The organism is Collimonas fungivorans (assembly GCF_001584145.1).
GTDB lineage: Bacteria > Pseudomonadota > Gammaproteobacteria > Burkholderiales > Burkholderiaceae_D > Collimonas > Collimonas fungivorans.
In genome coordinates this window covers 905,159-928,009 of record NZ_CP013232.1, presented here as the reverse complement: position 1 = coordinate 928,009, position 22,851 = coordinate 905,159, and the positions used below count along the sequence as shown (strand labels likewise).

Genomic DNA, 22,851 nt, shown 5'->3' with positions numbered 1-22,851 from the left:
CAAATGCAGCGCGGATTTATGGTAGACAACAAGTTGCGTAGGGGAATCGCCAAGCTGGTTAAGGCACTGGATTTTGATTCCAGCATTCGAAGGTTCGAATCCTTCTTCCCCTGCCATTAGATACGGACGAGAGTGTCCTGCAGGAAATAGTGTTACTTTAGTTCTTACAGCGGCAGCAGCAGCAAGCCGCTTCAGAAATACAACAACAGCACACAGCGAATACCTAAGCCGCCAACGCAAGACTAGAATAGTCGGGCATTGTCGGCTTTTCAACTTTTTAACGACTGTATCCAGGGAACTCCATGGCAAACGAAAACCTGATGGTTTTTACCGGTAACGCAAACCCGGAACTAGCTATTGGAGTTGCCAAGCAACTCGGCATCCCGCTAGGCAAAGCCAACGTCACCAAGTTTTCCGACGGCGAAGTCATGGTCGAGATCAACGAGAACGTGCGTGGCAAGGATGTATTCGTGCTGCAATCGACTTGCGCGCCGACCAATGACAACCTGATGGAAATCATGTTGATGGTCGATGCCCTGAAGCGCGCTTCGGCTGGCCGCATCACCGCCGCGATTCCTTATTACGGTTATGCGCGGCAAGACCGCCGCCCGCGTTCGGCGCGGGTTGCGATTTCAGCCAAGGTAGTCGCCAACATGTTGCAGGAAGCCGGTGTCGAACGTGTCCTGATCATGGATCTGCATGCTGACCAGATCCAGGGTTTCTTCGATATCCCGGTCGACAATATTTACGCCTCGCCGATTTTGCTGGGCGACCTGGTGAGCAAGAACTACGACGACCTGCTGGTCGTATCGCCCGACGTCGGCGGCGTGGTTCGCGCCCGCGCGCTGGCAAAACGCCTGAACTGCGACCTGGCAATCATCGACAAGCGCCGGCCGAAGGCGAATGTGTCGGAAGTCATGAACATCATCGGTGAAGTCGAAGGCCGCAACTGCGTGATCATGGATGACATGGTCGATACCGCCGGCACCCTGACCAAGGCTGCCGAAGTATTGAAAGAGCGCGGCGCCAAGAAGGTAGTGGCTTACTGTACGCACCCGGTGCTGTCCGGCCCTGCCCTCGAGCGCATCGTCAATTCGCCGCTGGACGAGCTGGTGGTGGTCGACACCATCCCGCTGTCGGCGGAAGCCAAGGCCTGCGGCAAGATTCGCCAGTTGTCGTGCGCCAGCTTGCTGGCGGAGACGTTCAAGCGCATTACCAAGGGCGATTCGGTGATGTCGCTGTTTGCCGAGTCCTAATCGACTGAATTCGTATTCCCTGCCACGCCAGCCGAAAGGCGGACGTAGCAGGCTAACAAAACCCTCTGGTCGCGGAGGGTTTTTACCGCTGGATTTCTATCCGGCACACAATGGAGCTTCAAAATGAAAGTAATCGCATTTGTACGCAAAGAGCAGGGGACCGGAGCGAGCCGCCGCCTGCGCAATGCTGGCCAAACACCAGGTATCGTTTATGGTGGTTCCGACGCGCCGGTCAATATCTCGCTGGACCACAACGCGCTGTACCACGCGCTGAAAAAAGAAACTTTCCACTCCTCGATCCTCGATCTCGAAATCGACGGCGCGGTACAGAAAGTCCTGCTGCGCGACTTCCAAGTCCACGCATACAAACAACTGGTCCTGCACGCTGACTTCCAGCGCGTTGATGCAAAACAAGCAATTCACGTCAAAGTGCCTCTGCACTTCGTCAATGCAGAAATCGCTCCTGCAGTGAAACTGTCCGGCGCCATCATCAGCCACGTTTTCACTGAACTGGAAGTGACTTGCCTGCCAGCCGACCTGCCAGAGTTCATCGAAGTCGACCTGACCAACATCGAAGTCGGCCACTCGATCCACCTGGCTGACCTGAAGCTGCCTAAGGGCGTTGCCGCGGTATCGCAAGAAAACGTGACGATCGCTACTGCATCGATCCCGGCCGGCAAGGTCGAAGCTGACGCTCCTGCTGCTGCAGAAGCACCAGCTGCCGACGCACCAGCTGCCGACAAGAAGTAATAGCAAGCCTATCTGCCAGAGCGGTTTTCTGGCCGTAGTCAGCTACCTGAAACCCGCCTTCGTGGCGGGTTTTTTATTGTTGGCTGCCGTCTTCTTCTATAATTTGCGCAAGCCATCCATACGAAAATCAATAACACATGTCTATCCGCCTCATCGTCGGCCTCGGCAATCCCGGCCCGGAATACGAGCAAACGCGCCACAACGCCGGTTTCTGGCTGGTCGACAACCTGGCCAACGACCTCGGCCGCAAGCTGGCCCGGGAAGCGCGCTTCAACGCCCTGGCCGCCAAGACCAGCATCGCCGGCCAGGAAGTCTGGCTGCTGGAACCGCAGACTTTCATGAACCGCTCCGGCCAGTCGGTTGGCGCGCTGGCGCGCTTCTACAAGATTGCCGCGGATGAAATCCTGGTGGTGCACGACGAGCTCGACCTGCCGCCCGGCAGCGCCAAGCTGAAAAAAGGCGGATCGTCCGGCGGCCACAATGGATTAAAGGACATCACGGCCGCCCTCGGCACCCAGGATTACTGGCGCCTGCGGCTGGGCATAGGCCATCCGCGCACGCTCAACCTGCAGCAGGTGGTGGCCGATTTCGTGCTGCACCGGCCGCGCAAGGACGAGCAGCTGCCTATCGAAGAAGCGATTGCCGACAGCCTGAAAATCATTCCTATGCTGTGCGAAGGCAAATTCGAAGCGGCGACCATGCAGCTGCATACCGCGAAATGATGTCGCCGCCGCCTGACGGAGCGGTTGCTTACGATTAGGGCATGCTGATCATAAAATATGAAAAACCGACTTGAAGAAATTGATGGCATCCGAGGCTGGGCCGCACTCGTAGTATTATTTTTCCATCTGACCAATGAGACATTCGGGAATCTGGTGCCGGTGTTTCGCAGCGATTTTCTTTATTTCCTGCTCAACGGCGGCTTGGCCGTGACGGTTTTTTTTATTCTTTCCGGAGATGCGCTTTCCTCCAGCTTCTTAAAAAAAACGGATTTTGCGCTGCTGGACTCGCTGCTCATCAAACGCTACTTTCGCCTGACCGTCCCGATTCTGCTTTCTTGTGCAATCGTGTATGTCTTGATGCTGGCCGGGGCTAACTACAGTGCCGCCGCCGCGAAGGTTATCCATCGTGAAGACTGGCTCGGTGCGTTCCTTCCTTTTGAGCCACATCTGATTTCCCTGCTGCGCTATTCCTTTTACCTGGTCTACGCCGGTCATTCAAATATCGTTTCGTACAATCCGTTTCTCTGGACGATGTCTATCGAGCTGGCGGGCTCGCTGCTGGTCTTCCTGTACCTGTATCTTTCTACCCGGCTCCAAGCCCCGATCAGGATCTTGTATGCACTGATTGTTTTCCTGCTTGTTGCCCAATCGTTTTACTGTCTATTCTTTATTGGAATACTGTTCGCACAGTATCGGGCAAATGGCGTCTTCGACCGGCTGCGGGCGTCCAGAACCTGGAATTTCGCTGTCATTGCGATGCTGATAGCCATTGTAATCACCTACACATTCTCCAAAAAATATCCGAATTTTTGGCAATATATCAATATAAACGCCGTGACTGCAGCGGCTCTTGTGTTCTGCTTTTACACATCCAGCTGGACCGTCGGCTTTTTTTCGTCGAAATTTTCCCGCTTCCTGGGTGAAATCTCCTTCCCTTTATACCTGGTGCACTTCAGCGTGATTATTTCGCTCACCTCTTTTTTAACGGTTAAATTTTCCGGACTGGGGACTCTGGACACATCCCACATCTTCTTGATTATTCTGATTTCGATTGCAACCAGCATTACCGCAGCGGTTATTTTCCGCCGCGTGGAAATATCTGCGCTAAAACCCGTAAACAGGCTGCCTGCTTATCTGCTTTCCATACGAAATCCATCTGTTGCCCCTGTGCCGCAGAAGGATGCTTCCCCGGATGTAAAGCATGCGCCGGCCGAGACTATTGATTAGCCTTTGTAGAAGGCCTTCCGACAGAGTTACAATAGTCATCTTTTTTTGAACAAAATCCACACGGAATTTGTGGAAACACTCCCGATTCCCTGGCTTTGTTGCGAGTCTAACAACTACAGGTCTTGCCACTGCGGACCCAATAAATCTTGAGCCGCAACCCCTATCAACACCTGTAATCAATTGATCTAGAAAGTTTTTCCATGAGTCTCAAATGCGGCATCGTCGGCCTCCCGAACGTCGGCAAATCTACCCTTTTCAATGCCCTGACCAAGGCAGGCATTCCTGCAGAAAACTACCCTTTCTGCACCATCGAGCCGAACGTCGGCATGGTAGAGGTGCCGGATCCGCGCCTCAAGGCGCTGGCCGAGATCGTCAAGCCGGAGCGCATCCTGCCGGCGACCGTGGAATTCGTCGACATCGCCGGCCTGGTGGCCGGCGCCTCCAAGGGCGAAGGCCTGGGCAACCAATTCCTCGCGCATATCCGCGAAACCGACGCCATCGTCAACGTAGTACGCTGCTTTGAAGACGACAACGTGATCCACGTGGCCGGCAAGATCAACCCGCTGGACGACATCGAAGTGATCCAGACCGAACTGGCGCTGGCCGACATGGGCACGGTGGAAAAAGCCATCCACCGGGAAAACAAGAAAGCCCGCTCCGGCGACAAGGATGCCGCCAAGCTGGTGGCCCTGCTGGAGCGCCTGATGCCGGAACTGGACCAGGCCAAGCCGGTGCGCGCCTGCGGCCTCGACGCCGAAGAAATGGCCTTGATCAAGCCGCTGTGCCTGATCACCGCCAAGCCTGCCATGTACGTCGCCAACGTTTCCGACCACGGCTTCACCAACAATCCGCTGCTGGACCAGCTGACCGCCTACGCCGCTTCGCAGAATGCGCCTATCGTGGCAATTTGCGCTGCGATCGAATCGGAAATCGCCGACCTCGATGAAGCCGACAAGCATGAATTCCTGGCCGACATGGGCATGGAAGAACCTGGCCTCGATCGCCTGATCCGCGCCGCCTTCAAGCTGCTCGGCCTGCAAACCTACTTCACCGCCGGCGTCAAGGAAGTCCGCGCCTGGACCATCCATGTCGGCGACACCGGCCCGCAAGCAGCCGGCGTGATCCACACCGACTTCGAACGCGGCTTCATCCGCGCCCAGACCATCGCCTATGACGATTTCATCAGCCACAAAGGCGAGCAAGGCGCCAAGGAAGCCGGCAAGATGCGCGCCGAAGGCAAGGAATACGTGGTCAAGGATGGCGACGTCTTGAATTTCCTGTTCAACGTCTAAACGGCACCGCCATCCCCATGCATTGATTTAAACCCGGGCGCTCCAGTAGCGCCCGGCCTGTTTCTGCTGCCGCTCTGTTGCCATTGCTTGCCTGAGCCTGGCCTTGTTCCAGCTATCCTTCCCCGCTCAAAATCCCCTCCTAAGTTTCCGCCTAACTTTCCAGTATTTATTGCTATAAAAGCACTGAATTGCAATACTTCTCGCCACGACTCGGCTGTCCGGCCCGCCGCTGATTCCCGTGAATCTTCCAGGGCCTGCCAGTCCGAGGAGCAAAACAAGAACGATTTCAACTCTGAATTTAATCCATGGGAAGGGTTTGATCATGATGAAGGAACGGAGACTGCCGCACTCGCTGCGCATGATGTTTTCAGGCAGCCTGGCTGTCGGCCTCGGCCTGCTGGCTCAGCCGTTGCAGGCCCAGGAGAGCGAACAGGAAGAAGAAGCACCGCAACAGATGCAACGCGTCGAGATTACCGGCTCCTCGATCAAGCGCGTAGCCGCAGAAGGGGCATTGCCAATCACTGTCATCAAGGCAGACGATTTCACCAAACTGGGTTCGACCACCGCCGCCGAAGTGCTGTCCAATATTTCGGGCAACCAGACCACCTACACCACCACCGCCAACGTCGGCGCCGGCAGGACAGTTGGCGCGGCGGCCGACCTGCGCGGCCTGGGTCCCAACAAGACTCTGGTTCTGTTGAATGGCCGCCGTCTCGCCAACAGTGCGTTCGACGGCTCCGCGGTCAATCTCAATGTGATCCCGGTAGCGGCGCTGGACCGTGTCGAAATCCTGCGCGACGGCGCTTCTGCAATCTATGGCACCGACGCCGTCGGCGGCGTCATCAATTTCATCACCAAGCGTTCTTATACCGGCCTCAACCTGAGCGCCGAAGGCATCGCGCCCGAACAAAGCGGCGGCGCGGAAAAGCGGTTCAACTTGTCAGGCGGCATCGGCGACCTCGACCAGGACGGTTACAATTTTTTTGGCGTGGTCGACTACCACAGCCAGAATGCTGTGAAAGCCAGCGACCGCAGCTTCGCCGCACCGGGCGGGCGGAATCCAGGCCTCGGAATGAATATCGGCAGCGGCAATTCCTTTCCGGCCAACTATTACGACATCGATTCCGGCCAGTCCGGCAATCCATATGCAGGTTCCGGCTGCAAGCCGCCTTACGCGTTTGCCCAGGGCGGCGTTTGCCGCTACAACAGCCAGGCGGTGATCGGCATCGTGCCGAAGACCGAAGAAATTGCAGTGATAGGCAAAGGCACTTTCAAGCTGGATGCCGACAATACCGCATCGATTGAATACCTGCATGCACAAAACAAGATAAAAACCTATATCGCAGGCGACGTATTCGGCGGCGACGGCAGCGGCACCGGCACCGGCAGTGATTACGTCATCAATCCCAACAGCCCTTATTATCCCGGCAACGGCATTACCCCTGGCAGCGCCAGCGGCGGCCCATTGTCGGTTAACTGGCGTTCGGTGGATGCAGGCCAGCGCGTCGGTGAATCCAAAAACAGCACCGATCGTTTGCTGCTCAGCCTGGACGGCACGCTGGCCGGCTGGGATTACAAAACCGGCCTGGCATATGCCATGAGCAAGGCGAGCGATGCCCTGGTCAGCGGTTATCTCGACAGCAACATGGTGCGCGACGGACTGCTGAACGGCATCCTCAATCCATTCGGTCCGCAAAGCGCCGCCGGCATCGACTACCTGAACCGTGCGCAGGTGCGCGGCGTCACCCTCGACGCCAAGACCCAGGTAACTTCGCTCGACTTCACCGCCAGCCGCGAACTGTTCCAGCTGCCTGCAGGTCCAGTCGGCTTTGCGCTCGGTGGAGAACTGCGCAGGGAACAGGCCAACTTCAACGTCAACCATGCACTTTCCGACCTGGTGGAAAGTACAGGTTCGCAGGACGCCAAGTCGGCATCCGGCAGCCGCAACGTGAAAGCGCTGTTCTCCGAGCTGAACGTTCCTGTGACCAAGAGCCTGGAGGCGCAACTGGCCCTGCGCTACGATGGCTACAGCGATGTCGGCAACACCGTCAATCCCAAGGTCGCGCTGCGCTTCCAGCCGGCCAGGAAAATCATGTTCCGTAGCTCGTACAGCACCGGTTTTCGTGCACCCAGCCTGTATGAATTGAACGATCCGAATGCAAAAACATATACCGCTGCGCCATACAACGATCCGCTTCTTTGTCCTGGAGGCAGTGTCGCGCCAGGCGGGATTGCCGCACGCGACTGCGGGCAGCAGTTTTTCAAAATGCAGGGCGGAAATAAAAACCTGCAGCCCGAAAAATCCAGCTCCTTCACGTTAGGCATGGTGATCGAACCGCTGCCAAATGTCACGGCTTCTGCCGACTATTGGAATATCAGGATCAAGAACCAGATTTCCGTGATTCCCGAAAACGACATTTTTGCCGATCCGGTCAAGTACGCCGACAAATTCGTGCGCAATCCTGACGGTTCGCTCAGCCACATCATCGGCACCAACATCAACCTTGGCAATGTACACACCTCGGGTTTCGACCTTGGTTTTGCATGGCGCCTGCCAAAGACCGCCTGGGGCAATTTCGGCCTGTCCCTGGACGGCACTTACGTCAGCCAGTATGACTATCAGATCGAAGCCGGCGGCGACTACCTGAACAACCTGGCGGTCTACGCCAATGGCGGCGTGATTTTCCGCTGGCGCCACGCGGCTACCTTCAACTGGAATCGGGGACCGTGGAGCGCAGCCGTGCAGCAGGTTTACACCACCGGCTACCGCGACCAGAACGGCAGCCAGGTTGCCGAAGAATACAGGAATCGCCAGGTTGGCTCCTATACACGCTACAACGTCTCGGGCAGCTACACCGGCTTCAAGAACCTGACGCTGACGGCCGGCATCAAGAATCTGTTCAATACCGATCCGCCGGCCTCCAACGTCACCGACAATTTCCAGTACGGCTACGATGCACGTTATGGCGACGCGATAGGCCGCGCATTCTTCGTGCGCGCCGGCTATCAATTCTTTTAATCGTTCGGGTATCGCAAGCGCTTCCGCAGCAGCCTGCCAGGCAGTTTGCCTGGCAGGCTTTTGTTTTTGGCCATCCGCACCCTTGCCGCCCATTCCTGCAAGCGCTCAGCCGGTGGTGTGCTCAGGATTTTCCATGAACCTGGAATAATTCCCATAGACAATATCGCCGAGGCAGGCACGGCAATGTGCTCTCTGATTAATACTTTGCCGTCGCAGCTGCTTATTGTGAACAAATGTCAGAACGGCAGTCATTGTTCGAGGAACACGATACAAAATCGGTGAAATTCACTAGACTATCCAGTATCCATATATATTAAAGAGCGATCATGGATAGGATGGAAACCATGCAGGTATTCGTGCGCGTAGCCGAGACCGGCAGCTTCACCAAAGCTGCAGATAATCTCGGCCTGCCGCGCGCCACAGTGTCGGCGGCAGTGCAGCAGCTGGAAGCCAGCCTCGGCGCGCGGCTGCTCCAGCGCACCACGCGCCGGGTGCACCTGACGCAGGATGGCAGCGCCTTGCTTGAGCGTTGTTATCAGTTGCTGTCCGACTTCGAAGAAATCTCGGGACTCTTCAAGCAGGCGCCAGCGCAAGCCAGCGGCAAGCTCAAGGTCGATGTCCCCAGCCGCCTGGCCCGGCGCATGATCGCCCCGGCCTTGCCGGGATTCTTCAAGCTATACCCCGACATCGAACTGGAACTGCGCTGCACCGACCGCGCCATCAACCTGATACAGGAAGGCGTCGATTGCGTATTGCGCGTCGGCCAGCCGGAAAACAGCAGCATGGTGGCGCGCCCTCTGGGCCAGTTTGAGCTGATGAATTGCGCCAGCCCTGCCTACCTGGAAAAACACGGCGTGCCGCACAGCCCCGCCGACCTCGCACAGCATTGGGCCATCAACTATATTTCCCCCACCACGGGCCGCAGCGCGCTCTGGGAGTACAGCCAGGACGGCGTCATCGTCAACCTGGAAATGCCCAGCCGGGTGGCAGTCAATAATGCCGAGACTTATATCGCCTGCTGCCTGGCGGGCATGGGCCTGATCCAGGTGCCGGCTTACGATGTGCGCGACCACATCGGCAGCGGCGAGCTGCTGGAAGTCATGCCGCAGGCGCGCGCCGGCGCCATGCCGATCTATGCCCTGTACCCGCACCGCCGCCACCTGTCGGGCCGGGTGCAGGTATTTATCGACTGGATCGCCACTCTGCTGCCGCCGGACCTGCAAGCCCGTCCATCGGCCCCTGCACTGCCGCTGCCGAACTAAACCTCCCCTCCTGTAGCTTCAGGAAAAGCAGATAAAGCACAGTTTCATCGTTATTTGTAACTGTGCTTTAAATCTACCGCGCTGACTGTATATGCCGGGGTAGAAAGCTGCCAACTACACTCCACCTTATCCTGCACATTTCGCGCAATCCGCATTGCGCATTGCGCAGCTTCGACAGCATCACAAGGAATGACTTTGAGCACCGAGAAGATCGAGCAGTACAACCATCCCGCCGGCGGCTGGGGCGCCCTGAAATATGTGGCTTTGCACTTGCTGAAGGAAAAAGTGCCTGGCGGCGGCATACGCACCCTGCTGAAGCAAAACCAGCCGGATGGCTTCGACTGCCCCGGCTGCGCCTGGCCGGACCGCGATCATGCATCAACCTTCGAATTCTGCGAGAACGGCGTCAAGGCGGTAGCGGCGGAAGCCACGTCCAAACGCGTCACCGCGGATTTTTTTGCCAAGAACAGCGTCAGCACGCTGCTGCAGCAGTCGGATTACGAACTGGAAGAACACGGCCGCCTGACCGAGCCGATGGTGTATGACGCCGCCAGCGACAAATACCAGCCCATCTCTTGGCAGGACACATTCAACCTGATGTCGGATCACCTGAACACGCTGGACGATCCGAACCAGGCGTCGTTCTATACTTCAGGCCGCACCAGCAACGAAGCAGCGTTCCTGTACCAGCTGTTCGTACGCGAATACGGCACCAACAATTTCCCCGACTGCTCCAACATGTGCCATGAGCCGACCAGCGTCGGCCTGCCCGAAACCGTAGGCGTCGGCAAGGGCACGGTGACGCTGGACGATTTCGACCTGGCCGATACCTTCCTCATCTTCGGCCAGAATCCGGCTACCAACCACCCGCGCATGATGGGCGAACTGCGCGAATGCGCCAAGCGCGGCGCCACCATCGTTTCCATCAACCCCTTGCGCGAGCGCGGGCTGGAACGCTTCTCCAGCCCGCAGCATCCGTCCGACATGCTGTCGCGTTCCGGCACCAGCATCAGCAACATGTTCATCCGCCCTACCCTGTGCGGCGACCTGGCGCTGGTCAAGGGCGTGATCAAGCGCGTGCTGGAACTCGACCAGCTGGCCCTGCAAGACAATGGCGAACGCATCATCGACGTGCAGTTCATCGCCGAACACACTGCTTATTTTGAAGAATTCGCAGCCGACATCCGCGCCGAAAGCTGGGACGACATCGTCACCGAATCCGGCGTCGGCAGGGACGATATTGAACGGCTGACGCAAGTCTACGTACGCGGCAAGAACGTCATCGCCACCTGGGGCATGGGCCTGACTCAGCACAAGCATGGCGTGGCGACGATCCAGATGGTGTCCAACCTGATGCTCTTGCGCGGCAATATCGGCCGCCCCGGCGCCGGCCTGTGCCCGGTGCGCGGCCATTCCAACGTGCAGGGCGACCGCACCGTCGGCATCGACGAAAAACCGACCGCCGCTTTCCTCGACCGCATCGAAAAAGTATACGGCTTCAAGCCGCCGCGCGAACACGGCCTCGACGTGGTCGGCACCATCGAAGCGATGCTGCAGGGCCAGGTCAAGGTATTCATCGGCCTCGGCGGCAATTTCGCCATGGCGACGCCTGATACCCCGCGCACCTGGGAGGCGCTGCAGTCTTGCGCGCTGACCGTGCACATCACCACCAAGCTGAACCGCAGCCACCTGATCCACGGCAAGGAAGCACTGATCCTGCCGACCATGGGCCGCACCGAAATCGACATGCAGGCAAGCGGTGCGCAAGGCGTGACGGTGGAAGATTCAATGAGCATGGTGCACATCTCTTACGGCATCAACCAGCCGGTGGCCAAGACCTGCCTGTCGGAAATCGATATCGTGGCGCGCCTGGCGCATGCCACGCTGAAGAGCAGCCGCATACAGTGGCTGAACTACGTCAAGGATTATTCCCTGATTCGCGACGACATCGAAAAAGTGTACGACGCATTCAAGGATTACAACGCCCGCGTCAAGCATCCGGGCGGTTTCCACCTCGGCGTGGCATCGCGCGAACGGATCTGGAAAACCGCCAGCGGCCGCGCTCAGTTCATCGTCCATGCGATCCCCAAGGACACGCCGATCCACCAGGCGCGCCGCAAATACGGCCCCGAGCTGATGACCTTGATGACCACCCGCTCGCACGACCAATACAACACCACCATCTACGGGCTGGACGACCGCTATCGCGGCGTGTTCGGCCAACGGCGCGTGGTGTTCGCCAACCTGCTGGATATCCAGATGCTGGGTTTCGCTCCGGGCGACTGGGTCGACCTGGTCGGCGTCTGGGACGACGGCATCGAGCGCCGCGCCGACCGTTTCCTGCTGGTGGAATACGACATCCCGCGCGGCTGCATCAGCAGCTACTATCCGGAAACCAATCCGCTGGTGCCGCTCAACAGCTTTGCCGACAAAGCGCGCACGCCGACCTCGAAATCGATCCCGGTGCTGCTGCGCCGCTCGATGCAGATGGCGGCGTGACATCATGATGAACTGCGTATGATGGACTGGGACCAACAACTTGACGATGCGGTGCTGGCGATCTTGTCCGCACTGCATGCCGAAACCAGCGATGAGCGCGCCCACGATACCGGCGCCCAGCCCGGCATGTCGCTGGCAAAACTGAGCAAGCGGGTGGAGCAGCGGATGAGCACTTTGCGGCGTCACCTGAGCGCGCTGGAAAGCGCCGAAATCGTCAGCGTGGTCCTTAACGAAGACGGCACCGGCCGCGCTGCACTGACGCCGTTCGGGATGGCGATTTTCGACGCCCTGGATGAAAGCCAGGCGGCGGCAACCGCCTGATCTATTCCAGCATGGCGGCCAGCATCTCGCCCAGGCGCCGTATCGCCTGCTCGATCTCAGGCGTCCAGCTGTAGCTGTAGTTCATGCGGATGAAACTGCGATAGGCGTCCGAAGTGGAAAACAGCCGTCCCGGCGCAATCGTGATGCCCTCCGCCAGCGCCTGCCGGTACAAGGCCATGGAATCTATCGCCGCCGGCAATTCTATCCACAGCACATAGCCGCCGGCCGGGCGCGTGATGCGCGTGCCGGCCGGGAAAAAGCGGCCGACGAAAGCGCTCATGATGTCGCAGCGCTGCTGCAAGGTGCGCCGCACCCGGCGCAGGTGGCGATCGTAGCCGCCGGCAGTCAGGTAGGCAGCGATAGCGCGTTGCGGCAAGGTCGAGGTGCTAAGCGTATTGAGGAATTTCAGTTTTTCCACCTGCTCGCGGTAACGTCCCGGCAAGGTCCAGCCGATGCGGTAGGCAGAAGTCAGGCTCTTGGAAAACGACGAGCAGTACAGCACGATGCCGCGCTTGTCGTAAGCTTTCAGCACGCTCGGATGGGCCGCGCCGAAATACAGCTCGTTGCAGACGCCGTTTTCGATGATGGGCATGTTGTAGCGTGAGCCCAGCTCCACCAGTTGCCGCTTGCTTTCCTCCGGCATTTCAAACCCTAGCGGATTCTGGAAATTCGGCATCACCATGCAAGCCGCAACCGGCTGGTTCTGCATGATTTTCTTCAGCTCGGCGACATCCATTCCGAGCCGCGGATCGGTCGGTATTTCAATGGCGCGCATGCCGAGCCGCTCGATCGCGTGCAGCATCGCATAAAACGTCGGCGACTCCACCGCGATGGTATCGCCGGCTTTCGCCACCGCCTGCAGACACAGGTTGATGGCTTCAGTGGCGCCGACCGTGACCACCACATCGCCGGGATCGACGCTGAGCCCGGTTTCCAGGTGGCGCCTGACGATCTGCCGGATCAGCTCCGGATGACCCGGCGGCAAATCGTCCAGCACCCCCAGCGGGCCGCCGCTGCGCAAGATGGCGCCGTTGTACTGGCTGATGCGGCGGGCGGGAAACAAGGCAGGATCGGGATAAGGCGAGCCGAGCGGATTGGCGTCATTTTGGTGTATCGATTTCAGCGTCGCCAATACGTGGCGGCTGACGTCGACTTCGGCCGATACCGGCAAGGGCATGGAGCGGCCGGGTTCAGCCGGCGAGTCCCGGTATTGGGCCGGCGACGTGGCGGCAGGAAAGCGGGCCCTGACAAAATAACCCGATTGCGGATGGCTTTCGACCAGGCCGCTGCTTTCCAGCAGTTCGTATGCACGTACTACGGTGGTGATGCTCAGCCCGTGCTGCTGGCTGGCCTGGCGTACCGAACTGAGGCGATCGCCTGGACGCAGCACGCCGTTCTGCAGCGAAACCTTCATCTGCTCGGCAAAACGCTGGTAAAGGGGCTGGCGGGATTTTTTCAACGGCTCGGGAGGAAGGCAAAAGATTGCCTCATTATAGGGAAACGGCGAGGAAACAACGAGGAAACGACGATGAAACAGCGATCAAGTCCGTGTCCGGAATATAGCCACACATTGTTATCAATAGAACATCCAGGCATATGAATAGAGCAAAAATATATTGGACGCAGGCCCGGCCAGCCCGGATACTCCGGGCTCACCCGGTTTACGCACCTGCCCCAGGCCCGCCATACTCTCGCCATTCGTGTCGCAGCACGACGCGTCCTTACTTCCTGATTATTCTATGAACATCTTCTCTCTCTGGTTCCGCATCCCCTTCTGGCAACGTGTGCTGGGCGGCTTCGTGCTCGGCGCGCTGGCCGGCTGGCTGGTAGGCGCGCCTGCCGAAACCTGGTTCGGCCCGCTCGGCAAGCTGTATGTCACGCTGATCAAGATGATCGCCGTGCCGCTGGTGTTCTTTGCCGTCACCAACAGCATTTCCAGCCTGCACGGCATGAAAAGCGTCGCTGCTCTGGGCGGCAAGACCTTCCTCTGGTTTGCCATCACCGCGGTGCTGGCGGTCGGCGTCGGCCTGCTGGTGGCGAACTTCACCAATCCCGGCCAGAACCTGGGCCAGCTCGCCATCGCCGCCGACTATACCGTGCGTGAAGTGCCGACGCCGATCCAGGTGCTGCTGGATGTGGTGCCGTCGAATCCGTTCAAGGCCCTGACCGAAGGCAAGATCCTGCAAGTGATTTTCTTCGCCGCGCTGCTCGGCATGGCGCTGGTCAAACTGGGCGACAAAGTCAAGCAAGTGCGCGAGCTGATGGGCGAAGCCAGCAGCGCCATGATCCAGATCACCCGTTTTGTATTGGAAATGACGCCGCTCGGCACCTTCGGCCTGATCGCTGCGCTGGTCGGCTCTTACGGTTTCGAGCGCCTGCTGCCGCTGGGGAATTTCGTCTTCACCTTGTATCTCGCCTGCGCGCTGCACATCGTGGTGGTGTACGGCGGCCTGCTGCTCACGCACCGCCTCAACCCGATCCGCTTTTTCCGCGGCGCCTTCCCGGCCATGCAGGTAGCGTTCACCAGCTCGTCGAGTTTTGCTTCCATGCCTATCGCCTTGCGCAGCGTGGTGCATAACCTCGGCGTGAAACAGGAATACGCCGCGTTTGCGGTACCGCTCGGCGCCAGCATCAAGATGGACGGCTGCGGCGCCATCTATCCGGCGATCGCGTCGATTTTCGTGGCCCAGTATTTCGGCCTGCACCTGGATCTGTCGCAGTATTTCATCATCATGCTGGCTTCCGTGCTCGGTTCTTTCGGCACCGCCGGCGTGCCGGGCACTGCAATCGTGATGGTGACCCTGGTGCTGAGTTCGGCCGGCCTGCCGCTGGAAGGCATCGGTTACCTGGTCGCCATCGACCGCATCCTCGACATGATGCGCACCATGACCAACGTCACCGGACAGATGCTGGTGCCGGTGCTGGTGGCCAAGGAAGAAGGCTTGCTGGACCTGGAAATCTACAATGCAGCCAACAGCGATGTCGGCCTCGACCAGAACAGCAACGCGGCTGCATGATTCTGCGTTGGGTGGGGACGTTGTTTGTGCCCACCCGGAAGCCCAAATTTGATCCAAGGCGCAGGCAGTATAGGTGAAGTTAACTAACAGGCGGCGCGGTTTTCTGACTATCACTTTTCCTTGTTCACACCTTCGGTGCTCAACGCAATCTTGCTCTGCGAGGTCATGCGACTGTGGAAACTTAAATTGGGGTAATAGCACGATCGAGGAGACCGACCAACGGATCAAGCTGGCAATTGTAAGCAGCGATGTTGGCCTCGCCCCATTCCGCACGCCCGATCGGCTCCCAGCGAAGTTCGAAGCCGGCATTGATGCCAATCACTTCAAACATCAGCCGCTGCGCACGTCCGTTACCATCGCGAAACGGGTGAATGACGTTGAGCTCACAGTAGTAGTGCGCCAGTCGGGCAACGAATTGCTCGCGCGACAAACCGATGAGATAGTTTTCCTGTTCAAGCTGCCGAAAGAGTTTTTCCGCCTCGGGCTCGATTCGGCTGATGTTCGCGAACCGTGTGCTGCCTTTGCTGATATCGACCGTCCGAAGCTCGCCCGCCCAGCTATAGAGATCTTGAAATAAATGAAAATGAATCGCGCGCAGGGCCGACAGGGAAAGATCATCGAAGTTCGGCTCATACTGATCAATACGGGCTTGGCTTAGCTCGATTTCGGCCACTTCCAAGGCCTCTTCCTCGGTAATTCCAAGCTTGTTAATCAGCACATCAGAGTTCGGATAGCAGTATTGCCCGTCCTGGCCAGTGCCATACTTATCGGACATTCTTTGTCTTGAGCGCCGCCGTAGTTGCTCCAACGGCAGGTTTATTGACGCCTACCGGGCGTTGGACCAGCCCTTCGAGCCGAAGGCTGGCTCGGTAATTCTCCGAACGTAGCTTCAGGAAGACCTGACGCTTGACTTCATTAGTCAACATTTCGATTTCCCCCCAATAGTACCCTGCCTGATAGAGACATTGTACCTGATGCCTTTAAGGTAAGCAGCGGATACAATACGTAGTCGGCCCTGCAAAACCGCGCCAATGCGCATAACTACACGTTCCGTAGCAAAAACCTAGCGCTGAAATTCATCAGTGCACACCCTACGGCTCGCCATCCCAGTAATCCAGGTCATTCGATTTGCGCTGTATCACGTCGAAAACCCGTTCTCCCCCGGCCGACGCCATCGCCAGGAACTTGCCGGAATCGGGGTATTCGCACACCTCGGGCTGCTCCCTGGTGCTGACCGACAGGTACTTCAATGGCTGGTCGGAAGTATTCACAATCTGGTGCGGATATTCCGGGCCGGGCGGAATGAAGACCACATCGCCGCTGCGCAGCGGCAGCATTTCCCCCGCCACCCGCAGCGTGCCGCTGCCCTCCAGGATAATAAACATCTCTTCCTGCGCGTAATGAAAATGATAGGGGCAGGATATCTTGCCGGGGGCCACGGTATCCACGCTGGCGCCCAGCTTTTGGGCCGCCGTGCCCGTCCCTAGGCGCGCGCACAGCGTATCGTACAAAGGCTCGCGCACCTGATGCTCCAGCGGCACGGCATTGAAGTTGCGGATCAGCCGGCGGCTCAGACTCTCTGCGCTTGTCTCTTCTTTTTCACTCATTTTTTCTCCGTTATGGCGACGTCATAAAGTGCATTTTGCGCCTGCACAGCAGAATACACGCAACTCCGTTTTCCCGCATTTCCTCTCTCGTTTCCCCTCTCGTTTCCGATGCACCGTTGCGGGACAAAGGCCAAACAAAAATGGTGCAAAGCCGCATTTTCAAGCCACTCACGCAACAGTTGTGCACCAGTTGCGCACACATTCGATGGCACAAAATACACATCCCAAAAAAGAAAATAAATTTCCTTTACTTGCCGAGAAAATGAAAATATATTTACACAAATTATAAAAATCAATCCAAGGGGCCGATGGTGCAACACTCTGTGCAACACTCAGCAATCACCGCATGGCAACGCGAAAGCGCGGTCGCAGCGCGCATAGGCAAAGCCTATCCGGAACTGTCGAAAGCGCACCGCAAGGCGGCCGACTATGTGCTGGCGAACGTATTCCATACCGCCACCATGACCATCGACGAATTGGCCGATGCGGTCGGCGTTTCGCTGGCGACTGCCAATCGTTTCGCCCACGCGCTGGGATTCGATGGTTATCCGGCCTTCCGCGCGGCGCTGGTGCTGGATTTCGCCTCGTCGCTGGCGCCGGTCGAGAAATTGCGCGACCAGGTGCTGCGCCCCGCCAGCAGCGCGGAAATCATGGCCGCGGCGCTGCGGGCCGACATGCAAAACCTGGAAGCCACCCAGCGCGCCTTGTCGCCTGCACATTGCGACCAGGCCGTCAGCATGATTCTCAACGCCGAACGGATCTTCATCCTCGGCTTCGGCGCCAGCGCTTTCCTGGCCGGCATCATGGCGCACGCATTGGAGCCCTATTGCCGCACGGTGCTGTCGGTAGCCGGTCCCGGCGGCCCCTCGCAGGCCGCACGCCAGTTCTTCAAGCTGGACCAGCGCGACCTGGTGATCGCGCTGGCCTTCCCGCGCTATGTCACCGATACCGTAACCCTGGCAGGCCGCGCCAAGGAGAGTGCGGCGCCCGTGCTGGCGTTTACCGATGCACCGACTTCGCCGCTGGTGCCGCTGGCCGATGTCACCCTGTACGCGCAGACTGAGCGCCTGTTGTCGCCGACTTCGGATGCGGCGGCGCTGGCCCTGATCCAGGCGGTATGCGACGCCGTCGCCCACCGCGCCAACCGTTCGGTGCATGCGGCCTCGAAAATGACGGAAGCCGTGCTGCCCTGGCTGCATCATCCGGACGGCCGGCGCCAGCCTGGCACACCGAACAAGAGCGGCAACAAGGCCAATAAAGCGGCTTCCAGGAAATCTGCAATGAAAGCGATATAACGTGAACAACAGCACCATCACCTCGGCCAACGTCGCCACCATCGCCATCCATGGCGGCGCCGGCACAATCTTGCGCAGCGCCATGAATACCGCGCAGGAACAGGCTTACCACGACGCCCTGACAGAAATCCTCGGCGCCGGCCAGAAAATCCTGGCTGCCGGCGGCAGCGCGCTGGACGCCGTCGCCTGCGCCGTCAGCATGCTGGAAGATTGCCCGCTGTTCAACGCCGGCAAAGGCGCGGTCTACACCCATGCCGGCACCCACGAACTGGATGCGGCGATCATGGACGGCGCTACTTTGGATGCAGGCGCCATCGCCAACGTCGGCCATGTGCGCAATCCGATACTGGGAGCGCGCGCGGTGATGGAACATAGCGAACACATCCTGCTGGTAGGCGCCGGCGCGGAAACCTTCGTGGCCCAGCACGGCGTGGAACTGGTCGAGCCGGATTATTTCCATACCGAAGCCCGCCATGCCCAATGGCTGCGCGCGCGCGACCAGGAAGGCATGCTGCTGCTCGACCACGACGCCACCAGCAAGGCAGCCGAAATTGCACCGATCGATCCTGACAACAAATTCGGCACAGTTGGCGCCGTCGCGGTCGACATGCACGGCAACCTGGCGGCGGCCACTTCGACCGGCGGCATCACCAACAAGCGCGTCGGCCGGGTCGGCGACTCGCCGCTGATCGGCGCCGGCTGCTACGCCAACAACCGCACCGTGGCGGTTTCCGCCACCGGCACCGGCGAAGCGTTCATGCGCACGGTGGCGGCTTACGACATTTCGGCGCGCATGGAATATGCCGGGCAATCCCTGGCAGATGCCGCCGAACAGGTGGTGATGGACCTGCTGCCGCGCTACCAGGGCCGCGGCGGCCTGATCGCCATCGATGCCGAAGGCAATGTGGCGCTGCCGTTCAATACCGAAGGCATGTACCGCGGTTACGCCAAGGTTGGCGCAGCGCCGGTAACGGCTATCTACAAATGACGCAGCCAACCACAGGAAGCAATTCCATGAACAGACAAATCGGCCGCCGTGTGCTCACGGTAGAACAAATGAGCGTCGGCTTCACCACCTCCGAACGCAAGGTGGAAGCGGTGCGCAACCTGTCTTTCCATATCGATGCCGGTGAAACCCTGGCCATCGTCGGCGAGTCGGGTTCGGGCAAATCGGTGTCGTCGCAATCGATCATGCGTCTGATCGATTACGGCGGTGGCCGCATCAGCGGCGCCACCATGAATTTCCAGCGGCGCGACGGCAGCACGGTCGACCTCGCCAGCGCCGACCAGAGCACAATGCGTCACATCCGCGGTTCGGAAATCGCCATGATTTTCCAGGAACCGATGACTTCGCTCAACCCGGTGTTCACGGTGGGCGAGCAGATCGCCGAATCGATACGCCTGCATCAAGGCAAAAGCATGGCGGCGGCACGCGCCGAAGCCTTGCGCATGCTGGAAACGGTGCGCATCCCGGAAGCGCGGCGCATCCTCGACCGCCACCCGCACCAGCTTTCGGGCGGCATGCGGCAACGCGTGATGATCGCCATGGCCTTGTCTTGCAAACCGTCGCTGCTGATAGCCGATGAGCCGACCACCGCGCTGGACGTGACGATACAGGCGCAGATCCTGCAACTGATACGTGCGCTGCAGGATGAAATGCAGATGGCGGTGATCTTCATCACCCACGACATGGGCGTGGTGGCAGAAATCGCTGACCGCGTGGTGGTCATGTGCCGTGGCGAAAAAGTCGAAGAAAACAATGTGCACGCGATCTTCGAGGCGCCGCAGCACCCCTACACCCGCGCCTTGCTGGCGGCCGTGCCGCGCCTGGGCGCCATGCACGGCACCGATCTGCCTGAGCGGATCGCCATCGCCGGCGCCGCCATCAAACCCGTTACGCCTGAGATGGAAGCGGAAGCCAAGCTGGTGCGCAGCATTCCTGGTTCCGATCCGCAGCAGCAGCCCCTGCTGAAAGTGCGCAACCTGACTACCCGCTTCGACGTCAAGAGCGGAATCTTCAGCCGCGTCAAGCAGCGCGTGCATGCGGTGGAACAGATCAGTTTCGACCTGTATCCTGGCGAAACGCTGGCGCTGGTCGGTGAATCCGGCTGCGGCAAATCGACTACCGGCCGCTCGCTGCTGCGGCTGGTCGACATCACCAGCGGCAGTGTCGAATTCGGCGGACGCGACCTGGCCAAGCTGCCGCGTTCGGAACTGCGCTCGCTGCGGCGTGAAATCCAGTTCATTTTCCAGGACCCGTTTGCCTCGCTGGATCCGCGCCTGACAGTCGGCTATTCGATCATGGAGCCGCTGCTGGTGCACGGCCTGGCCGAAGGCGCGCAAGAAAAAGTCGCAGCGCTGCTGGAACGGGTCGGCCTGTTGCCGGAGCATGCGCAGCGTTATCCGCATGAATTTTCCGGCGGCCAGCGCCAGCGCATCTGCATCGCCCGCGCACTGGCGCTGAATCCCAAGATCGTGATCGCCGACGAGTCGGTGTCAGCGCTGGATGTCTCGATCCAGGCACAGATCGTCAACCTGCTGCTCGACTTGCAGCGGGAACTGGGGATTTCCTTCATCTTCATTTCGCACGACATGGCAGTGGTGGAACGCATCAGCCATCGGGTTGCGGTCATGTACCTGGGGCAGATAGTCGAGATTGGCCCGCGCCGCGCGATCTTTGAGAATCCCCAGCATCCGTATACCAAGAAACTGATGGCGGCGGTGCCGGTGGCCGATCCGAACCAGCGCCACCGCCTGCGCGAGATGTTGCCGGAAGAAATTCCCAGCCCGATCCGCAATATCGACGACTTGCCGCTGGTCGAACCGCTGAAACAGGTAGGACCGGGACATTTTGTTGCAACCCACCGGATTTCAGCTGCTTTTTAACGTTGTTTCCTGCCTTATTTGCTTGTTTATCTGTTTGTTTATCTTCGATGACTTTTTGAACCAGGGGAGTAACACATGCGCACCACTCAACACAAGCTGTTAGCCAGCATCGCCGTTGCACTGACCACCCAGTTTGCCGCCGGCCACGTTTTTGCCGCCAAGGACGTCACGCTGGCAGTCGCTTCGACCTTTACCACGCTGGATCCGTACGACAGCAACGACACCTTGTCGCAAGCGGCGATCAAGTCGTTCTACCAAGGCTTGTTCGGTTTCGACAAGGACCTGAAGGTAGTCAATGTGCTGGCCGACGGTTACGAAGTCAGCAAAGACGGCCTGGTCTATAGCATCCGCCTGCGCAAAGGCGTCAAGTTCCAGGACGGCACCGACTTCAAGGCGGATGCGGTCAAGATCTGCCTGGAACGGGTCATCAATCCGGACAACAAGCTCAAGCGTTTCAACCTGTTCAATCGCATTTCCAAGGTCGATATCGTCAACGATTATGAAGTCAAGATCACGCTGAAAGAACCGTTCTCGCCGTTCATCAATACCTTGGCGCACTCTTCCGCCGCGATGATTTCGCCGGCCGCGCTGAAACAGTACGGCAACAAGGACATCGGCTTCCACCCTGTAGGCACCGGACCGTTCAAGTTCGTGGAATGGAAACAGACCGACTACATGAAGGTCACGAAATTCGACGGCTACTGGAAAAAAGGTTATCCGAAGATCGACAGCATCACCTGGAAGCCGGTGATCGACAACAACACCCGCAGCGCCGTGATGCAAACCGGCGAGGCGCAGTTCGCCTATCCGCTGCCTTACGAGCAAGCCGAACTGTTGAAGAGCAAACCCAACCTGGACCTGATCTCGTCGCCGTCGATCGTACAGCGCTACATTTCGATGAATACGCTGCAAAAGCCGTTCGACAATCCGAAAGTGCGGCAGGCGATCAACTACGCCATCAACAAGGAAGCGCTAGTCAAGGTTGCCTTCACCGGCTACGCCATGCCGCAGGATGGTGTGCTGCCGCAAGGGGTAGATTACGCGCTGAAGACCGGGCCATGGCCTTACGATCCGAAAAAAGCCAAGCAGCTGTTGGCTGAAGCGGGTTATCCGAACGGCTTCGAAACCGAGTTGTGGTCGGCCTACAATCACACCACGGCGCAGAAAATCATCCAGTTCGTGCAGCAGCAGCTGGCGCAAGTCGGCATCAAGGCCAAGGTGATGGCGCTGGAAGCCGGCCAGCGCGTGGAGAAAGTCGAAAGCGCGCCAGTCGCCGCCAATGCGCCGGTGCGCATGTACTACACCGGCTGGTCGTCTTCCACCGGCGAAGCCGACTGGGGCCTGCGTCCGTTGCTGGCGTCGGAATCGTTCCCGCCCAAGCTGTTCAACACGGCTTACTACAAGAACGACAAGGTCGACGCCGACATCGCCAAGGCGCTGACCACCACCGACCGCATGGAAAAGACAGCGCTCTACAAAGATGCGCAAACCGAAATCTGGAAAGATGCGCCTTGGGCTTTCCTGGTCACCGAAAAACTCTTGTATGCGCGCAGCAAGAACCTGAAGGGCATCTATGTGATGCCTGACGGCTCCTTCAATTTCGATGAAATCGAAGTGAAGTAAGCAGCGCGCAAGCAAGATACAAGCAATACACAAGAAAGATCAGCAGGCCGGCCATGCCGGTCCGGCCTGCGTCTT

The 22,851-nt window shown here is 58.8% G+C and carries 18 protein-coding genes and 1 tRNA gene; 15 read left to right on the top strand and 4 right to left on the bottom strand.

What is annotated here, in order from left to right; all coding sequences use genetic code 11:
• The first annotated feature begins 39 nt into the window (after positions 1-39).
• From CFter6_RS03975 to CFter6_RS03930, 10 genes are all read left to right on the top strand, one after another.
• Positions 40-116: transfer RNA gene (locus CFter6_RS03975), tRNA-Gln, on the top strand.
• Between the two features lie 186 nt (positions 117-302).
• Positions 303-1,256, top strand: coding sequence for a ribose-phosphate pyrophosphokinase (locus CFter6_RS03970; RefSeq protein ID WP_014004602.1), 954 nt, complete (start codon positions 303-305; stop codon positions 1,254-1,256).
• Positions 1,257-1,379: 123 nt separating this feature from the next.
• Positions 1,380-2,006, top strand: a complete 627-nt coding sequence (locus CFter6_RS03965; protein WP_014004601.1) for a 50S ribosomal protein L25/general stress protein Ctc — start codon at positions 1,380-1,382, stop codon at positions 2,004-2,006.
• 137 nt (positions 2,007-2,143) lie between these two features.
• The gene (pth, locus tag CFter6_RS03960; protein WP_061538822.1) at positions 2,144-2,728 is read left to right on the top strand and encodes an aminoacyl-tRNA hydrolase; all 585 of its coding nucleotides are present in this window, start codon (positions 2,144-2,146) and stop codon (positions 2,726-2,728) included.
• A gap of 57 nt (positions 2,729-2,785) precedes the next feature.
• Complete coding sequence (locus CFter6_RS03955; protein WP_061538821.1) at positions 2,786-3,955, top strand: acyltransferase family protein; 1,170 nt, start codon at positions 2,786-2,788, stop codon at positions 3,953-3,955.
• Positions 3,956-4,155: 200 nt separating this feature from the next.
• Positions 4,156-5,247: a redox-regulated ATPase YchF gene (gene ychF / locus CFter6_RS03950; RefSeq protein ID WP_061538820.1), complete on the top strand. Its 1,092-nt coding sequence runs from the start codon at positions 4,156-4,158 to the stop codon at positions 5,245-5,247.
• 322 nt (positions 5,248-5,569) lie between these two features.
• Entirely contained in the window at positions 5,570-8,266 is a 2,697-nt protein-coding gene (locus CFter6_RS03945) for a TonB-dependent receptor (protein ID WP_082814579.1), read from the top strand.
• Between the two features lie 326 nt (positions 8,267-8,592).
• Positions 8,593-9,528 carry a LysR family transcriptional regulator gene (locus CFter6_RS03940; RefSeq protein ID WP_061538818.1) on the top strand — a complete coding sequence of 312 codons (936 nt, stop codon included), beginning with the start codon at positions 8,593-8,595 and terminating at the stop codon, positions 9,526-9,528.
• 189 nt (positions 9,529-9,717) lie between these two features.
• Positions 9,718-12,027 (top strand): FdhF/YdeP family oxidoreductase, encoded by a 2,310-nt coding sequence (locus CFter6_RS03935; RefSeq protein ID WP_061538817.1) that lies wholly within the window; start codon positions 9,718-9,720, stop codon positions 12,025-12,027.
• An 18-nt stretch (positions 12,028-12,045) separates the two neighbouring features.
• A complete protein-coding gene (locus tag CFter6_RS03930) occupies positions 12,046-12,348 on the top strand; it encodes a helix-turn-helix domain-containing protein (protein WP_061538816.1) in 303 nt (100 codons plus the stop codon).
• A 1-nt stretch (position 12,349) separates the two neighbouring features.
• Here the strand turns inward: CFter6_RS03930 and CFter6_RS03925 are convergent, their stop codons facing one another.
• Positions 12,350-13,807 carry an aminotransferase-like domain-containing protein gene (locus CFter6_RS03925; RefSeq protein ID WP_269465636.1) on the bottom strand — a complete coding sequence of 486 codons (1,458 nt, stop codon included), beginning with the start codon at positions 13,805-13,807 and terminating at the stop codon, positions 12,350-12,352.
• 280 nt (positions 13,808-14,087) lie between these two features.
• On the opposite strand from CFter6_RS03925, the gene CFter6_RS03920 reads away from it, so the two are divergent.
• A complete protein-coding gene (locus CFter6_RS03920; RefSeq protein WP_061538815.1) occupies positions 14,088-15,365 on the top strand; it encodes a dicarboxylate/amino acid:cation symporter in 1,278 nt (425 codons plus the stop codon).
• A gap of 181 nt (positions 15,366-15,546) precedes the next feature.
• Here the strand turns inward: CFter6_RS03920 and CFter6_RS03915 are convergent, their stop codons facing one another.
• From CFter6_RS03915 to CFter6_RS03910, 3 genes are all read right to left on the bottom strand, one after another.
• Complete coding sequence (locus CFter6_RS03915; RefSeq protein ID WP_061538814.1) at positions 15,547-16,140, bottom strand: putative adenosine monophosphate-protein transferase Fic; 594 nt, start codon at positions 16,138-16,140, stop codon at positions 15,547-15,549.
• Positions 16,130-16,291: a YhfG family protein gene (locus tag CFter6_RS26895; RefSeq protein ID WP_150118619.1), complete on the bottom strand. Its 162-nt coding sequence runs from the start codon at positions 16,289-16,291 to the stop codon at positions 16,130-16,132. The genes CFter6_RS03915 and CFter6_RS26895 overlap by 11 nt, the downstream gene beginning before the upstream one ends.
• 165 nt (positions 16,292-16,456) lie before the next feature.
• The gene (locus CFter6_RS03910) at positions 16,457-16,972 is read right to left on the bottom strand and encodes a cupin domain-containing protein (protein WP_061538813.1); all 516 of its coding nucleotides are present in this window, start codon (positions 16,970-16,972) and stop codon (positions 16,457-16,459) included.
• 308 nt (positions 16,973-17,280) lie between these two features.
• Here CFter6_RS03910 and CFter6_RS03905 point away from each other — a divergent pair, with 308 nt between their 5' ends.
• From CFter6_RS03905 to gsiB, 4 genes are all read left to right on the top strand, one after another.
• Positions 17,281-18,267 (top strand): MurR/RpiR family transcriptional regulator, encoded by a 987-nt coding sequence (locus CFter6_RS03905; protein ID WP_061538812.1) that lies wholly within the window; start codon positions 17,281-17,283, stop codon positions 18,265-18,267.
• A 1-nt stretch (position 18,268) separates the two neighbouring features.
• Positions 18,269-19,255: an isoaspartyl peptidase/L-asparaginase family protein gene (locus CFter6_RS03900; RefSeq protein WP_082814578.1), complete on the top strand. Its 987-nt coding sequence runs from the start codon at positions 18,269-18,271 to the stop codon at positions 19,253-19,255.
• Positions 19,256-19,281: 26 nt separating this feature from the next.
• Positions 19,282-21,153 carry a dipeptide ABC transporter ATP-binding protein gene (locus tag CFter6_RS03895; RefSeq protein WP_150118618.1) on the top strand — a complete coding sequence of 624 codons (1,872 nt, stop codon included), beginning with the start codon at positions 19,282-19,284 and terminating at the stop codon, positions 21,151-21,153.
• A 75-nt stretch (positions 21,154-21,228) separates the two neighbouring features.
• Positions 21,229-22,776: a glutathione ABC transporter substrate-binding protein GsiB gene (gene gsiB / locus CFter6_RS03890; protein WP_061538810.1), complete on the top strand. Its 1,548-nt coding sequence runs from the start codon at positions 21,229-21,231 to the stop codon at positions 22,774-22,776.
• The last annotated feature ends 75 nt before the right edge of the window (positions 22,777-22,851 follow it).

What these genes read in the sequence shown, in the direction of transcription:
- CFter6_RS03935 (WP_061538817.1), top strand. Translation starts at nt 9,718, where the DNA reads ATGACTTTGAGCACCGAGAAGATCGAGCAGTACAACCATCCCGCCGGC.
- CFter6_RS03930 (WP_061538816.1), top strand. Translation starts at nt 12,046, where the DNA reads ATGATGGACTGGGACCAACAACTTGACGATGCGGTGCTGGCGATCTTG.
- CFter6_RS03910 (WP_061538813.1), bottom strand. Translation starts at nt 16,972, where the DNA reads ATGAGTGAAAAAGAAGAGACAAGCGCAGAGAGTCTGAGCCGCCGGCTG.
- CFter6_RS03915 (WP_061538814.1), bottom strand. Translation starts at nt 16,140, where the DNA reads ATGTCCGATAAGTATGGCACTGGCCAGGACGGGCAATACTGCTATCCG.
- CFter6_RS03920 (WP_061538815.1), top strand. Translation starts at nt 14,088, where the DNA reads ATGAACATCTTCTCTCTCTGGTTCCGCATCCCCTTCTGGCAACGTGTG.
- CFter6_RS03940 (WP_061538818.1), top strand. Translation starts at nt 8,593, where the DNA reads ATGGATAGGATGGAAACCATGCAGGTATTCGTGCGCGTAGCCGAGACC.
- CFter6_RS03895 (WP_150118618.1), top strand. Translation starts at nt 19,282, where the DNA reads ATGAACAGACAAATCGGCCGCCGTGTGCTCACGGTAGAACAAATGAGC.
- CFter6_RS03945 (WP_082814579.1), top strand. Translation starts at nt 5,570, where the DNA reads ATGATGAAGGAACGGAGACTGCCGCACTCGCTGCGCATGATGTTTTCA.
- ychF (WP_061538820.1), top strand. Translation starts at nt 4,156, where the DNA reads ATGAGTCTCAAATGCGGCATCGTCGGCCTCCCGAACGTCGGCAAATCT.
- gsiB (WP_061538810.1), top strand. Translation starts at nt 21,229, where the DNA reads ATGCGCACCACTCAACACAAGCTGTTAGCCAGCATCGCCGTTGCACTG.
- CFter6_RS03970 (WP_014004602.1), top strand. Translation starts at nt 303, where the DNA reads ATGGCAAACGAAAACCTGATGGTTTTTACCGGTAACGCAAACCCGGAA.
- CFter6_RS26895 (WP_150118619.1), bottom strand. Translation starts at nt 16,291, where the DNA reads ATGTTGACTAATGAAGTCAAGCGTCAGGTCTTCCTGAAGCTACGTTCG.
- pth (WP_061538822.1), top strand. Translation starts at nt 2,144, where the DNA reads ATGTCTATCCGCCTCATCGTCGGCCTCGGCAATCCCGGCCCGGAATAC.
- CFter6_RS03955 (WP_061538821.1), top strand. Translation starts at nt 2,786, where the DNA reads ATGAAAAACCGACTTGAAGAAATTGATGGCATCCGAGGCTGGGCCGCA.
- CFter6_RS03965 (WP_014004601.1), top strand. Translation starts at nt 1,380, where the DNA reads ATGAAAGTAATCGCATTTGTACGCAAAGAGCAGGGGACCGGAGCGAGC.
- CFter6_RS03905 (WP_061538812.1), top strand. Translation starts at nt 17,281, where the DNA reads ATGGTGCAACACTCTGTGCAACACTCAGCAATCACCGCATGGCAACGC.